Consider the following 14,831-nt stretch of genomic DNA (forward strand, 5'->3'; position numbering starts at 1 on the left):
TGCCATGACGATCACATGTGGGAGCGGGCTTGCTCGCGAAGGCGATAGATCAGGCACCGCCGTCTATGCCAGAAGATCAACGATCAGCGCTTACCCATCGAACGACGAGTGCCAGGAGGCGCTGCACCGGGGGTCTTGGTATGACCATTCTTGGCGCCGTTCTTGTACCAAGGCTGGCTGGCATTTTTCGCCGCAGCCAATTCACCCGGTTTGAACGGAAACTTGAACGCTGGAATCGCCGCTTTGGTTTCGCTGTCTGCGCTGGAGTCGACGCTGTCTGGCAGGTCTGCCTGGTCGTCGCTCAAAGCGTCGGCAACCGGCGGTTGTGTCGGGGAAGTCATGAAAGCTCCGGGTGATGCTCAAAGAGTCGGGCCCGGTAGGTGGGCCACGAAAGGCGGCAGTATACCTGTGTCGGGAGCCGCAAGCTGCAGTTGCTCAGTTGGGTTTACGACATAGATCCACCCGGCGCACATAAAAAAGGCGATCCTTTCGGATCGCCTTTTTTTTATTTCACCACTTTCAAACTGGGTCGACCGCTGGGACGCGGCGGCTCACTGTCGGGTGGCGGAACATCATCATCCGGCTCGATCTCTTCCTCGTCTTCCAAAGGCGATTCCATATCGAACACCATGCCCTGAGCGTTCTCCCGAGCGTAAATGCCCAGGATCGATGCGATAGGCACGTACAGGGTGTGTGGCACGCCACCGAAGCGCCCCTCGAAACTGACTGCCTCGTTGTCCATGTGCAGATGACGCACGGCTGCCGGGGAAACGTTCAGGACAATCTGTCCGTCACTGGCAAAACCCTGGGGTACCTGCACCGACGGATACTCGGAATTGACCAGCATGTGCGGGGTGCAATCGTTGTCCACAATCCACTCGTAGAGCGCGCGGACCAGATAAGGTCGACTGGAGTTCATAGCGGCTCCTTAAGCCTTAGCGCATATCGCGTTCGACACCAGACAGACTCGCCTGGAAAGCCTCACGCGCAAACGAGCGCTCCATATAATCAAGCAGCGGCTTGGCAGGCCGCGGCAGTTCAATACCCAGAATCGGCAATCGCCAGAGTATTGGCAATAGGCAGCAATCCACCAGACTTTGTTCCTCACTGAGGAAAAACGGCTTGTCGGCGAACAACGGCGACACGCCGGTCAGGCTTTCGCGCAGCTCTTTACGAGCCACGACACGGGCTGCTTCCTTGGTCTTCGAATCCAGGATCAGATCCACCAGGCCACACCAGTCACGCTGAATACGATGAATCAGCAGACGACTGTTGGCACGCGCCACTGGATAAACCGGCAGTAACGGCGGGTGCGGGTAACGCTCATCCAGATACTCCATCACCACGGTCGACTCCCACAACGCCAGGTCACGATCGACCAGGGTGGGCAGGCTTCCGTAAGGGTTCACCTCAATCAGTTTAGGCGGCTGGCGACCAGCTTCCACGTAAATGATCTCGGCGCTGACACCCTTCTCTGCAAGTACGATGCGCACTCGGTGGGAATAGTGGTCGGCGGGGTCGGAGTAACAGGCCAACCGATTGGTCACGCCCATGGCGGTCCTCCTCGCTTGTTGAAATTATCGGAAACGGAAAAACACGCGCGCCCAGAGGACGCCTCCCGTAACGCCTGGATCACCAGACTCGTTACACCTTCAGAGACGCCCTTGGGCGCGCGCGATTAACAGCAATGGCTTACCGCTTTATCAATGGACGTCTTTCCAGTATTCACGCTTGAGCAAGTAAGCGAATACGAAGAAGAACGCCAGGTACAGCAACACATAGGTACCGATGCGCTGATGCTGCAGCTTCACCGGGTTGGCCGAGTAGGCCAGGAAGGTCACCAGGTTCTTGACCTTCTCGTCGAACTGCTCTTCGTTCAGCGTGCCGGTTTTCGGCAATACAGTCAGTTGATCGCAGGCTTCATGGGTCAAAGCCGTGCCGGTCAGCGGATCGTATTGCTTCTTGCCGTCTTCGACGATTTGAACTTGTTTACAGCCTACCACCTGACGACCCTGCAGGCCGACCAGAACGTTAGGCATGCCGACGTTCGGGAACACCTTGTTGTTCACGCCCCAAGGACGCGACGGGTCTTCATAGAACGAACGCAGATAGCCGTAGAGCCAGTCTGTGCCACGAACACGAGCCACCAGCGTCAGGTCGGGCGGCGCCGCACCGAACCAGGTCTTGGCGTCCGCCGGCTGCATGCCGATGTTCATGTGGTCGCCGATCTTCGCGCCGGTGAACACCAACTTCTCGAGCATCAGCTCGTGAGGAATGCCCAGGTCATCGGCAACACGCTCGTAGCGCTGGAACTTGGCGCTGTGGCAGCCCATGCAATAGTTGGCGAACGTACGTGCGCCGTCCTGCATGGCTGCCTTGTCGGAAACGTCGATGTCGACCTTTTCCAACTCAGGAGCACCGGCTGTCGACGCGTACGAAAACACAGGCATCGCCGCAAGAATCAGTACAGCAAATAGCTTTTTCATCAGCCAGTCACCCTTTCCGGAACCGGTTTGGTCTTCTCGAGCCTGGTGTAGAACGGCATCAGAATGAAGTAGGCGAAGTACAGGAAGGTACATACCTGTGACAGCAACGTACGGCCTGGCGTTGGAGCCAGAACACCCAACACACCCAGGATCACGAACGAGATGCAGAACACCCAGAGCCAGATCTTGCTCAGCCAGCCTTTGTAGCGCATCGACTTGACCGGGCTGCGGTCCAGCCACGGCAGGACGAACAGCACAGCGATGGCCGCGCCCATGGCGATAACGCCCAGGAGCTTGTCCGGAACCGCCCGCAGAATCGCGTAGAACGGTGTGAAGTACCAGACCGGAGCGATGTGCTCAGGGGTCTTGAAGGCGTTCGCCACTTCAAAGTTCGGCTTCTCGAGGAAGTAGCCGCCCATTTCCGGGAAGAAGAACACGATCGAGCAGAAGATGAACAGGAACACCACTACGCCGACGATATCTTTCACGGTGTAGTACGGGTGGAAGGCAATGCCGTCCAGCGGTACGCCGTTTTCGTCTTTGTGCTTCTTGATGTCGACGCCATCCGGGTTGTTCGAACCGACTTCATGCAGCGCCAGAATGTGCACCACTACCAGACCGAGGATCACGATCGGCAGGGCAACCACATGCAAGGCAAAGAAGCGGTTCAGGGTAATTCCGGAAATCAGGTAGTCACCACGAATCCACTGAGTCAGGTCGTTACCGATGACCGGGATCGCACCGAACAGCGAGATGATCACCTGGGCACCCCAGTAGGACATCTGGCCCCACGGCAGCAGATAACCCATGAAGGCTTCAGCCATCAGCGCCAGATAGATCAGCATGCCGAAGACCCACACCAGCTCACGCGGTTTCTGGTACGAACCGTAGAGCAGACCACGGAACATGTGCAGATAAACCACGATGAAGAACGCCGAAGCGCCGGTTGAGTGCAGCAGACGCAGGATCGAGCCGTACTCGACGTCGCGCATGATGTATTCGACGGAAGCAAATGCTTCTTCGGCCGATGGGGTGTAGCTCATGGTCAGCCAGACACCGGTAACGATCTGGTTGACCAGAACGAGCAATGCCAGGGAGCCAAAGAAATAGAAGAAGTTGAAGTTCTTCGGGGCGTAGTACTTGCTGAGATGGTCTTCCCACATTTTGGTTGCGGGGAAGCGCGCATCAACCCAATCCATGAACTTGCTCATCACGCTTTCTCCGTATCGACGCCAATGACAATGATGTCATCGGTCTCATAGGAATGCGGGGGAACTGGCAGGTTCAAAGGCGCGGGTTGCGACTTGTAGACGCGGCCAGCCAAATCGTAGTGGGAACCGTGGCAAGGGCAGAAATAACCACCTACCCAATCCTTGCCCAAGTCGGCAGGTGCCACTTCAGGGCGGAAGGTCGGTGAGCAACCCAGGTGAGTGCAGATACCGATCAGCAGCAGAACTTCTGGCTTGATCGAACGCGTTTCCGGGTCGACATAGGTCGGTTGCGTCGAGCTCTTGGAGGTGGGGTCAGACAGTTGACCCTCGATCTTTTTCAGATTCCCCAGGATTTCCTCGGTACGGCGGACAATGAACACCGGCTGGCCGCGCCACTCAGCAATCATTTGCTGACCTGGCTCGATTTTGCTGACATTCACTTTCACCGGTGCACCTGCAGCTTTCGCCTTGGCACTGGGAAACCATGACCCCACGAACGGGACCGCAGCCCCCACCGCTCCTGCAGCACCCACCACGGATGTGGCTGCTACCAAGAAGCGACGCCGGCCTGCATTCACGCCGTCATTGCTCATTCAGTCCTCTCCCATCAGCTTTGTGGCCTGTTAAATCAGGCGTCTACTAAGTAAAAATCTGAACTTATAAAAATTTTGCCGAATGGTAATGAAAACCCCCAATTCTGACAAGGTAATTACCGAGGGGCTCCACTGCCAAGCCTTGCAGTATAGGGGCTCTGTGGATGTGGCAAGTTGTCACAGAGCAATTCCTCGATAAATCGCACCCACAAAAAAACGCCCAGCTCCGTGAGGAAACTGGGCGTTCTTTTTTGAACGTGAAAGCGAATTAACGCTTCGAGTACTGCGGACGCTTACGCGCTTTACGCAGACCGACTTTCTTACGTTCAACTTCACGTGCATCGCGGGTTACGAAGCCGGCTTTACGCAGAGCGCTGCGCAGAGTTTCGTCGTAGTCCATCAGAGCGCGAGTGATACCGTGGCGGATTGCGCCAGCTTGACCACTTACACCACCACCGATCACGGTGACGTAGATGTCGAACTTCTCGACAGTCTCAGTCAATTCCAGCGGCTGACGAACTACCATGCGGGCAGTTTCGCGACCGAAGAAATTATCCAGCGAACGATTGTTGATGGAGATGTTACCAGTACCCGGACGCAGGAAAACGCGTGCGGTTGCGGTCTTGCGACGGCCAGTGCCGTAATTTTGAGTCGCCGACATAATGAACTATTCCGTTAAAACTTCAGTTCTTGGGGCTGCTGAGCAGTATGAGGGTGTACAGCGCCCGCATAGACTTTCAGCTTACGATACATGTCGCGACCCAGCGGGTTCTTAGGCAGCATGCCTTTGACCGCGGTCTCGATCACGCGCTCAGGGGCTTTAGCGATCAGCTTTTCGAAGTTGATCGACTTGATGCCGCCCGGGAAACCGGAGTGGGAGTAGTAGATTTTGTCGGTGGTTTTAGCACCGGTTACACGAATCTGCTCGGCGTTGATAACGACGATGTAATCGCCGGTGTCAACGTGAGGAGTGTACTCAGCTTTATGCTTGCCACGCAGACGGCTCGCGATTTCGGTGGCCAGACGACCCAGGGTCTGACCTGCAGCGTCGACGACAAACCAGTCGCGCTGTACTGTTTCCGGTTTAGCAGTAAAAGTTTTCATTCTTTATAGCCTCAGGGGCCGCCCTGTAAATTAGACGGCGGATCTTACTGAATAGTGCGTACTTTGACAAGTCAAAGGCAGCCGGATACAGACGCTTTCGGGGGCTCGGGTCGGCGCGTCCGTTCAACGGCAAGATTCTTCGGCGGCGGCGCATCACTTCCACTGCAGAAAGAGGTGCGCAATTATGCAGATTGCGAAAAATATTTCAACCTGCTTTTATGATTGTTTTGCCCAAGGAGCACCCGATGGACTATCGCCAGCTAGGCCGTACAGATCTGAACGTGAGTGCAATCTGCCTCGGCACCATGACCTGGGGCGAGCAAAACAGCGAGGCTGAAGCCTTCGCCCAGATCGAACGGGCCAAGAGCGCCGGGATCAATTTCATCGACACCGCCGAAATGTACCCGGTGCCGCCCAAGGCCGAAACCTACGCCACCACCGAGCGTTACATCGGTAATTACTTCAAAAGTCGCGGCGATCGCGCCGACTGGATCCTGGCGAGCAAGATCGCCGGCCCCGGCAACACCATCGACTACATCCGCGACAACAACCTCAAGCACAACCGCGAGCACATCGTCCAGGCCGTGGATGCGAGCCTCAAGCGCTTGCAGACTGACTACATCGACCTCTATCAGTTGCACTGGCCGGAACGCAGCACCAATTTCTTCGGACAACTGGGCTACAAGCACAAGAGCGAAGTCAACCTCACGCCGCTGGAGGACACCCTCGAAGCACTGGACGAGCAGGTCAAGGCCGGCAAGATCCGCCACATTGGCCTGTCCAACGAAACCCCGTGGGGCACCATGCGTTTCCTCGCCCTCGCCGAAGCCCGTGGCTGGCCGCGCGCCGTATCGATCCAGAACCCCTACAACCTGCTCAATCGCAGCTTCGAAGTCGGCCTGGCGGAAATCGCCATCCGCGAACAGTGCGGCCTGCTCGCCTATTCACCACTGGCGTTCGGCTTCCTGTCGGGCAAATACGAAGGGGGCGCACGTCCGCCTAAAGGTCGTCTGAGCCTCTACAGCCGCTTCAGCCGCTATTTCAATCCGCAATCGGAAGCGGCATGCAGCCGTTATGTGGCACTGGCCCGTGAACATGGCCTGGATCCGGCGCAGATGGCACTGGCATTTGTCACACAGCAACCGTTCGTCACCAGCAACATTATTGGCGCCACCACACTTGAGCAACTGGACAGCAACATTGCCAGCTGCGAGCTGAAACTTTCCGATGAAGTGCTGGCAGGGATCGAGGCGATTCACCAGGATCATCCGAATCCTGCACCTTGATCGATAGGTGAAAAGCCTTCGCGAGCAAGCCCGCTCCCACAGTTGATCTGTGTCGATCACAAATGAGTGCATCAACGCAGATCAACTGTGGGAGCGGGCTTGCTCGCGAAGGCGATCTCGAACTCACCACACCATCAAAGCGACCGCGCAATAATCTCCTTCATGATCTCATTGGTCCCGGCATAAATCCGCTGCACCCGCGCATCCGCCCACGCCCGGGCGATCGGGTATTCCCACATGAATCCGTAACCGCCATGCAATTGCACGCATTCATCGAGCACCTTGCATTGCAGGTCGGTGCCCCAGTACTTGGCCATCGCCGCTGTCGGCACGTCAAGTTTGCCTTGCAGATGCAGTTCCAGACAGCGATCGACGAAAACCCGGCCGATCTGGATTTCAGTCGCCATTTCAGCGAGTTTGAAGCGGGTGTTCTGGAACTCGGCGATGGCCTTGCCGAAAGCCTTGCGTTCACGGGTGTAATCCAGCGTCCATTGCAACGCCGCTTCGGCTGACGCCAAGCCGCCGACTGCGACCGTCAGACGCTCCTGCGGCAATTCCTGCATCAGATAAGCGAAGCCCATCCCGGCCTGGCCCAGCAGATTTTCCTTCGGCACCCGAACGTCCTGGAAGAACAATTCCGAGGTGTCCTGAGCCTTCATGCCAACCTTTTCCAGACGCTTGCCCTTGGCGAAGCCTGGCGTATTAGCCTCCACCAGAAACAGACTGGTGCCCTTCGCCCCAGCCTTCGGATCGGTCTTGGCCACGACGATCACCAGGTCAGCCAGAAAGCCATTGGTGATGAAGGTCTTCGAACCGTTGATCACGTATTCGTCGCCCTCCAGCACGGCAGTGGTTTTCACCCCTTGCAGGTCGGAACCGGCACCCGGCTCGGTCATGGCAATCGCGGTCACCATCTCGCCAGATACCAGCTTGGGCAGGTATTTGTGTTTCAGCGCTTCACTGCCGTAATGCAGGATGTAAGGCGCCACAATATCCGAATGAAGAGAAAAACCGATCCCGGTCAGACCCAGGCGACCGACCTCTTCGATCACCACCGCGCTGTAGAGAAAATCCGCTCCCAGCCCGCCGTATGCTTCCGGCAGATGCGAACAGAGCATCCCCGCCTCCCCCGCCTTGTTCCAGAGTTTGCGGTCGATATAGCCTTGTTTTTCCCATTGCCCATGGAACGGCACGGCCTCCTTTTCGAGGAACGTTCGCACGCTGTCGCGGAAAAGTTCGTGCTCGGAGCTGAACAAGGTTCTGGGGATCATGCGGCACCTGTCGTTATCGTTAGACGGAATTGACCTTCAGAGACTAAGCCTCGCTTCCGATACAGGACACTGGACACATCCGACAAAAAATAAGACGATCCAGCCGTCTGGTGACCACTTTCCCCTATAAGAATAAAGTTGAATTATGTCTAACCAAGCCTCCACGCCCTTGCGGCGCGTCAGCATCCTGGCTATCGACCGGGTTTTCGCTTCCACCCTCATGCAAGCCAAGGATTTCTTCCATCTGGCCAGCCTGCGCTACGGCAAACAACTGGGCCACGGCCTGACACCGGCGTTTGAAACCCGGCTGGTCAGCCCCGACGGCAAACCGGTAAACAGCTTCAGCGACGTGATCATGCCGGTAGACGGCGGCCTGGAAAATGCCGACGTCATCATCCTTCCCGCCTTCTGGGACGATTTCGACACCCTCTGCAAACGTTATCCACAGGTGCTGCCGTGGCTGCGTCAGCAGCATGCACGCGGTGCCGTGTTGTGTGGCGAGGCCACCGGAGTGTTCTGGCTGGCCGAGGCCGGGTTGCTCAATGGCAAGGAAGCGACGACCTACTGGCGTTTCTTCAATGCGTTTGCCGAGCGCTTCCCGCAGGTCCAGCTCAATCAGGACAAACACCTGACCGACGCTGACAACCTGTATTGCGCCGGCGGCACCACCTCAGCCTGCGACCTCTACATTTACCTGATCGAGCGTTTTTGCGGCGCCAATGTGGCCCAGGCCGTGGCCCGCGACATTCTTTACGAAGTGCAGCGCAGCTATGCGCCGGGGCGGATCGGTTTCGGCGGGCAGAAACTGCACCAGGATGTGATCATCCTGCAGATCCAGCATTGGCTCGAAGAACACTTCGCCGACAAGTTCCGCTTCGAAGACGTGGCCCGCGAACACGGCATGAGCATCCGCAACTTCATGCGCCGCTTTCAGACCGCCACCGGCGACAAACCGCTGCATTACCTGCAGCGATTGCGCATTGAAACGGCCAAGGGCTTGTTGTCCGGCAGCCGCAAGAGCATCAAGACCATCAGTTATGAGGTCGGCTACGACGATGCTAGTTTCTTCGCCCGGTTGTTCCGTCAACATACCGAGCTCTCGCCGAACCAATACCGACAGCAGTTCCAGCAGGCGGCCTGAAACCCCGAGTGGGCGCCGCACCGCTTTGCGGCGCCTGTTTCAACAACCAACAACTGTAATGTTTAAAAAACTGCGCCACGCGATTACCTCCCCTACATGAAAAAAGGAATCAAGAGTACCGAATAACTCATCTGTACTCTTGCGTGCTATCCGCCGAAAACTTCAACCTATTTTCCCCGCAAGCCAACTCGCACTTCAGGGAAGATCGCATGAGCACAAAAACAAATGCCACGTCTCTTTCATACGATGATAAGGACAAAAAAAAGCACAGCAAATGGGCCGCCCGTTTTCCAAATCCGCCAGACTTATGCTTTGACTACCGAACACTGGTTGAACATGAATACGGCATAGCCAAGGCAACCAACCCCCACCATAAAATATGTATCATCGGCGCAGGCGTTACGGGTCTTACTGCTGCCAGAGAACTTTATCGCTGCGGTTTTACCGATGTCACACTGATAGAACAATCGACCCGCATTGGCGGCAGGCACCTGACCGTACATGGAAACCATCCGATAAAAGAAAGTCATACACCGTTCGAGATGGGCGCCATGCGTCTACCGTTTTTCAATAGGGCAGGCGAACCACCGAAAGAAGGTCGATCGCTGATGGCGTACTACGCCAGGGAATTTGACCTGGCGCTTTCAGACTTCCCCAATCCGGGCAGTCAGTGGGTGTCCTCGACAGGCATTTATCTTCAAGAAGGAAGCCTGGGTGGTCGCCCGGCGCCGCACATGTTGATCTGGACCAATAAAGACGGTTTGACGCCTCCTCCCGATGAGGCGCTGCAAACGGTTTATGCCAAGTGGAAAGCCTTTGCCGCCCGGATGACTTGCCAGGTGGCCAAGGTTTACGCCACGCAAGAGTGGGAAGCCCTATGGGCCGCTATCGTCGAAAGGTACGAGGGGGTGTCGTTTCGCGAACTGGTCGGCATGCCCATCCTGGAAACCTGGGACAAGGGTAAACCGGGGGACTTCGGCGGAGTGGGCATGACCACGCACGAATCCCGTCTGTTCTATTCGATAGGCATCGGTGACGGTAGTTGGGGGGCCTTTTATGATGTGTGCTCGCTCTACCCGCTGCGTACCGCCATTTTCGGATTCAGCAGCCACTTGCAACTGATTCATGGTCGGGTTGACTCGTCCGGAGAACCGCTTCCTTCGCCTTTCTTGCACAGCGACGCGGTGTTTGACACGAAGGATCTGCGTTTCGACAGACCGCGCTACATCGGACTCGCGGCGCTGGCCGAATGCTTGTTGTTCATGAAAATCGACACCACAGGACAGTCTTTTTACGAGCATTGCCTGGAAAGAGGCAGCGGTTTTTTCACCGATTCATCCGTCAGCAAATTGAAGAAGCTGGACGATCAGAAAATACGCGTCCACTACACTTGGAAGTTCAGCCAAGGCTGTCAATCACAGGAACTGTTCGATGACTTTGACGCGGTTATCATGACCCTGCCTTCGTGGCTGATCGAGACATGCATCAAACTTGAAAACTTCAACCAGCACATGCTGCCATTCGAAACGATCAATGCGTATAAAACGGCGCACTGGGAAACCAGTTGCAAAGTATATGCGCCATTAAATAAATCCTTTCTTTCAGGCAAGACCAAAATACCCCAAGCCATTGTCACGGACAGCTTCATTCATGACGCATACAGTTATCGCTATAACGAAAATTATCGTTATGACTGCATACTGCTAAGTTACACATGGGAAGACGACGCAATCAAATTGGCACTTTTTACCGACCGCGAACTGGTGACCAAGTGTGTAGAGGAACTCGATCGAATACTGATGAACTCCGCCAATATCCAGGAGCGGATTTCTCCGTACATCCAAACTGATCACGCTGTGGTTCAACGCTGGATGACGGATAAGAATGCCTTGGGCTGCGCAAAATTATACAGACCCGGCACTTATTACGACGCGGTGAGCCTGATGAAGTACAACCGGGATTTCTCGCCTGTGTCCAGCCTGTATTTTTCCGGCGAGTCGTTTTCGGTCGATGCCGGCTGGACAGAACCGTGCTTTCGCGGCGCCGTGGATGCCGTCATTCATATCTGCAATAAAACCGAAGCCGTGTTTAACGGCGGATTCTGCATGACCGACTACCCGCACTATCGCGTCCGCGGCTGACGCCCTCGCCAATCTTGCAGAACCCATGCACCACACGCATCGGTTCTGCCTCTCGCCAATCGCTCTAGTGCAGTACTTCCAGCCTTTCCAAGGACAGTCGAAGGTACTTCCCTGCGCAATCTTCGGACATGGACTACAGCCCAACCGGAAGCCGCTGACTTACGCCAGATTCGTATTTCAACTCTTATAAACACGCCATTAAACAGCTTGAAAAACAATAACAAGAGGTCATCAGTCATGAGCGAACCAACAAGCGCTGTGCGTGTAGCAGTCGTGCAATTCGATCCACAAGTCGGCCTGACGAATCGTGACGCCAATCGGCGGCATAGCCTGGAACTGGCCCTGCAGGCAGTACACGGCGGTGCCAATCTCATCGTCCTGCCCGAGCTTTGTGGTACCGGCTATTTCTTCAGCAGCCGGCAGGATGCCTTCGATCATGCAGAGTCGGTACCCGACGGACCGAGCGTGCAAACCTGGATCGATTTCGCCTGTAAACACAAGGTTTACCTGGTGGCCGGCCTGGTTGAGCGCGACGGCATGCGCCTGTTCAACACCGGCGTGCTGATCGGGCCGGATGGCTTCATCGGCAAGTACCGCAAGGCGCATTTGTGGAACCTGGAGAAGTTGTGGTTCACCCCCGGCGATCTGGGTTTCCCGGTTTTTGACACACCGATAGGTCGTATTGGATTGCTGATTTGCTGGGATATCTGGTTTCCGGAAGTGCCGCGAATCCTCAGCCAGCAAGGTGCGGACATCATTTGCAGCCTGAACAACTGGGTCTGGACGCCTCCACCGCTGTTCGATGATGCCGGCAAGTGCATGGCGTCGTACCTGACGATGACAGCCGCACACGTCAACAATGTATTTATAGCGGCGGCGAGCCGGATCGGTGAAGAGCGAGGGGCACGCTACCTGGGCTGCTCGCTGATCGCAGGCACCAACGGCTGGCCGATTGGCCAGGTGGCTTCAGCGGACAAGCAGGAAATCCTGTTTGCCGATATCGACCTGACCAGCTCGCGCAGCGCGCCCATCTGGAACAACTTGAACGATCTGCACCGCGATCGTCGAGCCGATCTCTACGATCAGATGCTCGGTTACACCCAGCACCCTTGTCTGCCGCGCTGATAAGGGGCATGACTGATGGGAACCACAAACGAAAAACCGCAAAATCCGCTTGCCGGCAGATCTACGCTGGACATGACGATCATCGGGTTGATGCTCGGCACGACACTGTTGATCATCTGGCTTTCATTCACCTACCGGACATCCTGGTCAGCCCCTTGGCCAGACTACAGTCACATGGTATCGAGCCTTCCGGAGCCGAGTGCCTGGTTACGCTGGATTCTGGGAGACATCAGCGAGGTTGCGTTCTACAAACACGAGTTCGCTTCGATCGGGCTGTTGGCCGGCGCCTATCTGGCCTACTGGGCGAATCGAACGGGAAAAGCCTGGCAAGGCTTTACCATTTGTTACGGCAGCGGATTATGGCCATGGCTCGTCACCAGCTCGTTGCTTGGCCTGTTGCTGAGCAACCTGCTCTGGGGCTGGACGGTCACGGCCACCCGTTGGCAACCCACGTTTGCAGCCTTTGTTTCATTGCCGGCGGCAATGGTGCTGATGTTTGGCGGCGGCTGGAAGGTCACGATCAATGGCGCAATCATGGGCGCCGTGTTCGTCACCCCGATGTGCTTGCTGATCGTCAATTACGTCTGCAATCCCCTCGGTTTGCCAGCTGTGATCGGCAATGTCTCGGGCATGGCAATCGCCAGCGTCGTCGCGTTTCTGCTCTGCCGTTACCTGCCGAGCCTGGTGAAGTCCGACCCACCCGAGAAGCCATCGGAGTCTGTGCCCGTACCTGCCATCAGAAAAACGCCCGACTACGGCGTCATCTGGAGTATGCGCCGGGTGTTGGCCGACTTTTCGGAAGCGCCGTTCTTTGGCAATGAATGGGCCAGCCTCGGCTTGATAGCGGGTGCCTTGCTGGCTTACACATTGAACCCGACGAGCCCGGTGTATGGCACGGGCTTGCTGCCCCAACTGATCGCCGCGCAGGCGTTGACCTCGGCGTTAGGAGTGATGATCTGGCGTCGGCAATGGATGTTGCGCGGCTGGTATCCCACCTACATTCCGCTGGTGTCAGTCGTGCCGGCGGCCGTTCTGACATACGGCGGCAGTTGGCAGGTCATCGTCCCGAGCGCTCTGCTGGGGGCACTGATTGCACCACCGCTGGCATGCGCGATTGCCAAGCGGCTGCCGGCTGACATGCACGCTTTCATCGGTAATGTGCTGTCCATGGCCATCAGTACGTTGCTGATCATTCCGTTCATCGGACTCCTGATAGTCAACTGACGAAAGCCGCCATTGAGCTGTATCGCGGGCTCAACTCCGGATACAGCCACTTCTCATCACAAGCAAGCGAGGTATCACATGGACCTGCCCAAACTGGCCATCGCAGCGCTCGGCGGCACCGTGAGCATGCAAGCCAGGAACGCCAACGAAGGGGTGATCCCGACCGTCAGCGGCGAAACCCTGCTGGCCTCGGTACCGGAGCTGACGTCGCTGGCACGGGTCACCGTAGAAACACTCGGACTGTTGCCCAGTGCCTCACTGGATTTCGAGTTCTTGCTGAGCGTTCTTGCCTGGGCGAACTTTCAGGTCAAGCAAGGTGCTGTAGGTGTTGTCATCACGCAGGGAACGGACACCCTGGAAGAAACAGCCACATTTTTCGATTACTTGTGGGAACACGACGAACCGTTGGTCCTGACCGGCGCCATGCGTTCGGCAGCCCAGGCAGGGGCCGATGGTCCGGCGAATCTGCTGGATGCTTGCCGGGTCGCGCTGGATGAAAATAGCCGTCGGCGAGGCGTTCAAGTGGTGATGAACGGGCAGATTCACACCGCGAGCGTCGTCCGCAAGACCGATTCATTGGCGTTGCAGGCGTTTTCCTCTCCCATCTTTGGTCCTACCGGCTTGCTGGTAGAGAAAACCGTCCGCTATCTACGTCAGCCGGCCCAACGAAGGGTCTTACCCTTGCCACTACAGACCACACAGAAGATCGCTCTGCTGGAAGCGTCGCTTTCTGCTGACACCCTGTTATTGGAAAACATCCTCGATCTGGGCTACGACGGGCTGGTGATCTCTGCTTTCGGCGCAGGACACATCTCAAAGAGTTGGGCTGATGTCGTGGAAAAAATCGCAGAAAAAATTCCCGTCATCATCGCGACCCGAACCGGTTCTGGCTCCACCGCACAATCTTCCTACGGCTTTATGGGCAGCGAAATGGACCTGATCCGTAAAGGTGCATCGATGGCTGGATTCCTCTGCCCACGCAAAGCCAGGATACTGCTTTGGCTGCTCGCTGGCTGCCAGTGCCAGGATAAGCTGGCGAACTACCTTAATGAGGACACCCGGTTTCAAAACTGACGTACAAAAAAAGGGCCTGCAATGCAGCAATGTCAGTCAGTTAAGGTGCGGAACCTGTGGGAGCGGGCTTGCTCGCGAAAGCTGCCTGGCATTCAACATTGAAGTCGACTGAAACACCGCTTTCGCGAGCAAGCCCGCTCCCACATGGGTTCTTCGGCGCGCACAAAAAAGGGCC

At 56.4% G+C, this 14,831-nt stretch carries 15 protein-coding genes; 6 read left to right on the plus strand and 9 right to left on the minus strand.

The annotated features are described in order from the left end of the window. Window positions 1–83: 83 nt before the first annotated feature. From IC37_RS04780 to rplM, 8 genes are all read right to left on the minus strand, one after another. Complete coding sequence (locus tag IC37_RS04780; RefSeq protein WP_007905458.1) at window positions 84–341, minus strand: hypothetical protein; 258 nt, start codon at window positions 339–341, stop codon at window positions 84–86. 164 nt (window positions 342–505) lie between these two features. Continuing rightward, a complete protein-coding gene (locus tag IC37_RS04785; RefSeq protein WP_030129768.1) occupies window positions 506–919 on the minus strand; it encodes a ClpXP protease specificity-enhancing factor in 414 nt (137 codons plus the stop codon). Between the two features lie 16 nt (window positions 920–935). Beyond that, window positions 936–1,553: a glutathione S-transferase N-terminal domain-containing protein gene (locus IC37_RS04790; protein WP_027922678.1), complete on the minus strand. Its 618-nt coding sequence runs from the start codon at window positions 1,551–1,553 to the stop codon at window positions 936–938. A 150-nt stretch (window positions 1,554–1,703) separates the two neighbouring features. Next, a complete protein-coding gene (locus IC37_RS04795) occupies window positions 1,704–2,486 on the minus strand; it encodes a cytochrome c1 (RefSeq protein WP_030129767.1) in 783 nt (260 codons plus the stop codon). Further along, window positions 2,486–3,697, minus strand: a complete 1,212-nt coding sequence (locus tag IC37_RS04800; protein WP_030129766.1) for a cytochrome bc complex cytochrome b subunit — start codon at window positions 3,695–3,697, stop codon at window positions 2,486–2,488. The genes IC37_RS04795 and IC37_RS04800 overlap by 1 nt, the downstream gene beginning before the upstream one ends. Continuing rightward, a complete protein-coding gene (gene petA, locus IC37_RS04805; RefSeq protein WP_030129765.1) occupies window positions 3,697–4,290 on the minus strand; it encodes a ubiquinol-cytochrome c reductase iron-sulfur subunit in 594 nt (197 codons plus the stop codon). Before petA ends, IC37_RS04800 begins: the two co-directional genes overlap by 1 nt. Window positions 4,291–4,558: 268 nt before the next feature. Further along, window positions 4,559–4,951: a 30S ribosomal protein S9 gene (gene rpsI / locus IC37_RS04810; protein ID WP_003228056.1), complete on the minus strand. Its 393-nt coding sequence runs from the start codon at window positions 4,949–4,951 to the stop codon at window positions 4,559–4,561. A gap of 14 nt (window positions 4,952–4,965) precedes the next feature. After that, complete coding sequence (rplM, locus tag IC37_RS04815; protein WP_007905295.1) at window positions 4,966–5,394, minus strand: 50S ribosomal protein L13; 429 nt, start codon at window positions 5,392–5,394, stop codon at window positions 4,966–4,968. Between the two features lie 245 nt (window positions 5,395–5,639). Here rplM and IC37_RS04820 point away from each other — a divergent pair, with 245 nt between their 5' ends. Beyond that, window positions 5,640–6,680: an NADP(H)-dependent aldo-keto reductase gene (locus tag IC37_RS04820; RefSeq protein WP_030129764.1), complete on the plus strand. Its 1,041-nt coding sequence runs from the start codon at window positions 5,640–5,642 to the stop codon at window positions 6,678–6,680. 134 nt (window positions 6,681–6,814) lie between these two features. Here IC37_RS04820 and IC37_RS04825 read toward each other — a convergent pair whose 3' ends face one another. Then, window positions 6,815–7,951, minus strand: a complete 1,137-nt coding sequence (locus tag IC37_RS04825) for an acyl-CoA dehydrogenase family protein (protein WP_030129763.1) — start codon at window positions 7,949–7,951, stop codon at window positions 6,815–6,817. A 244-nt stretch (window positions 7,952–8,195) separates the two neighbouring features. On the opposite strand from IC37_RS04825, the gene IC37_RS04830 reads away from it, so the two are divergent. The 5 genes from IC37_RS04830 to IC37_RS04850 all read left to right on the plus strand — a co-directional run bounded on the left by IC37_RS04830 (window position 8,196) and on the right by IC37_RS04850 (window position 14,656). Next, window positions 8,196–9,092 carry a GlxA family transcriptional regulator gene (locus tag IC37_RS04830; protein WP_177409380.1) on the plus strand — a complete coding sequence of 299 codons (897 nt, stop codon included), beginning with the start codon at window positions 8,196–8,198 and terminating at the stop codon, window positions 9,090–9,092. Between the two features lie 209 nt (window positions 9,093–9,301). After that, a complete protein-coding gene (locus tag IC37_RS04835) occupies window positions 9,302–11,233 on the plus strand; it encodes an FAD-dependent oxidoreductase (RefSeq protein ID WP_030129761.1) in 1,932 nt (643 codons plus the stop codon). A gap of 237 nt (window positions 11,234–11,470) precedes the next feature. Then, window positions 11,471–12,358, plus strand: coding sequence for a nitrilase family protein (locus tag IC37_RS04840; protein WP_030129760.1), 888 nt, complete (start codon window positions 11,471–11,473; stop codon window positions 12,356–12,358). 15 nt (window positions 12,359–12,373) lie between these two features. After that, window positions 12,374–13,582: a membrane protein gene (locus tag IC37_RS04845; protein WP_030129759.1), complete on the plus strand. Its 1,209-nt coding sequence runs from the start codon at window positions 12,374–12,376 to the stop codon at window positions 13,580–13,582. Window positions 13,583–13,660: 78 nt separating this feature from the next. Beyond that, complete coding sequence (locus IC37_RS04850) at window positions 13,661–14,656, plus strand: asparaginase (protein ID WP_030129758.1); 996 nt, start codon at window positions 13,661–13,663, stop codon at window positions 14,654–14,656. Window positions 14,657–14,831: the final 175 nt, after the last annotated feature.

The organism is Pseudomonas sp. QTF5 (assembly GCF_000512695.2).
Lineage (GTDB): Bacteria > Pseudomonadota > Gammaproteobacteria > Pseudomonadales > Pseudomonadaceae > Aquipseudomonas.

What these genes read in the sequence shown, in the direction of transcription:
- IC37_RS04780 (WP_007905458.1), bottom strand. Translation starts at nt 341, where the DNA reads ATGACTTCCCCGACACAACCGCCGGTTGCCGACGCTTTGAGCGACGAC.
- IC37_RS04785 (WP_030129768.1), bottom strand. Translation starts at nt 919, where the DNA reads ATGAACTCCAGTCGACCTTATCTGGTCCGCGCGCTCTACGAGTGGATT.
- IC37_RS04790 (WP_027922678.1), bottom strand. Translation starts at nt 1,553, where the DNA reads ATGGGCGTGACCAATCGGTTGGCCTGTTACTCCGACCCCGCCGACCAC.
- IC37_RS04795 (WP_030129767.1), bottom strand. Translation starts at nt 2,486, where the DNA reads ATGAAAAAGCTATTTGCTGTACTGATTCTTGCGGCGATGCCTGTGTTT.
- IC37_RS04800 (WP_030129766.1), bottom strand. Translation starts at nt 3,697, where the DNA reads ATGAGCAAGTTCATGGATTGGGTTGATGCGCGCTTCCCCGCAACCAAA.
- petA (WP_030129765.1), bottom strand. Translation starts at nt 4,290, where the DNA reads ATGAGCAATGACGGCGTGAATGCAGGCCGGCGTCGCTTCTTGGTAGCA.
- rpsI (WP_003228056.1), bottom strand. Translation starts at nt 4,951, where the DNA reads ATGTCGGCGACTCAAAATTACGGCACTGGCCGTCGCAAGACCGCAACC.
- rplM (WP_007905295.1), bottom strand. Translation starts at nt 5,394, where the DNA reads ATGAAAACTTTTACTGCTAAACCGGAAACAGTACAGCGCGACTGGTTT.
- IC37_RS04820 (WP_030129764.1), top strand. Translation starts at nt 5,640, where the DNA reads ATGGACTATCGCCAGCTAGGCCGTACAGATCTGAACGTGAGTGCAATC.
- IC37_RS04825 (WP_030129763.1), bottom strand. Translation starts at nt 7,951, where the DNA reads ATGATCCCCAGAACCTTGTTCAGCTCCGAGCACGAACTTTTCCGCGAC.
- IC37_RS04835 (WP_030129761.1), top strand. Translation starts at nt 9,302, where the DNA reads ATGAGCACAAAAACAAATGCCACGTCTCTTTCATACGATGATAAGGAC.
- IC37_RS04840 (WP_030129760.1), top strand. Translation starts at nt 11,471, where the DNA reads ATGAGCGAACCAACAAGCGCTGTGCGTGTAGCAGTCGTGCAATTCGAT.
- IC37_RS04845 (WP_030129759.1), top strand. Translation starts at nt 12,374, where the DNA reads ATGGGAACCACAAACGAAAAACCGCAAAATCCGCTTGCCGGCAGATCT.
- IC37_RS04850 (WP_030129758.1), top strand. Translation starts at nt 13,661, where the DNA reads ATGGACCTGCCCAAACTGGCCATCGCAGCGCTCGGCGGCACCGTGAGC.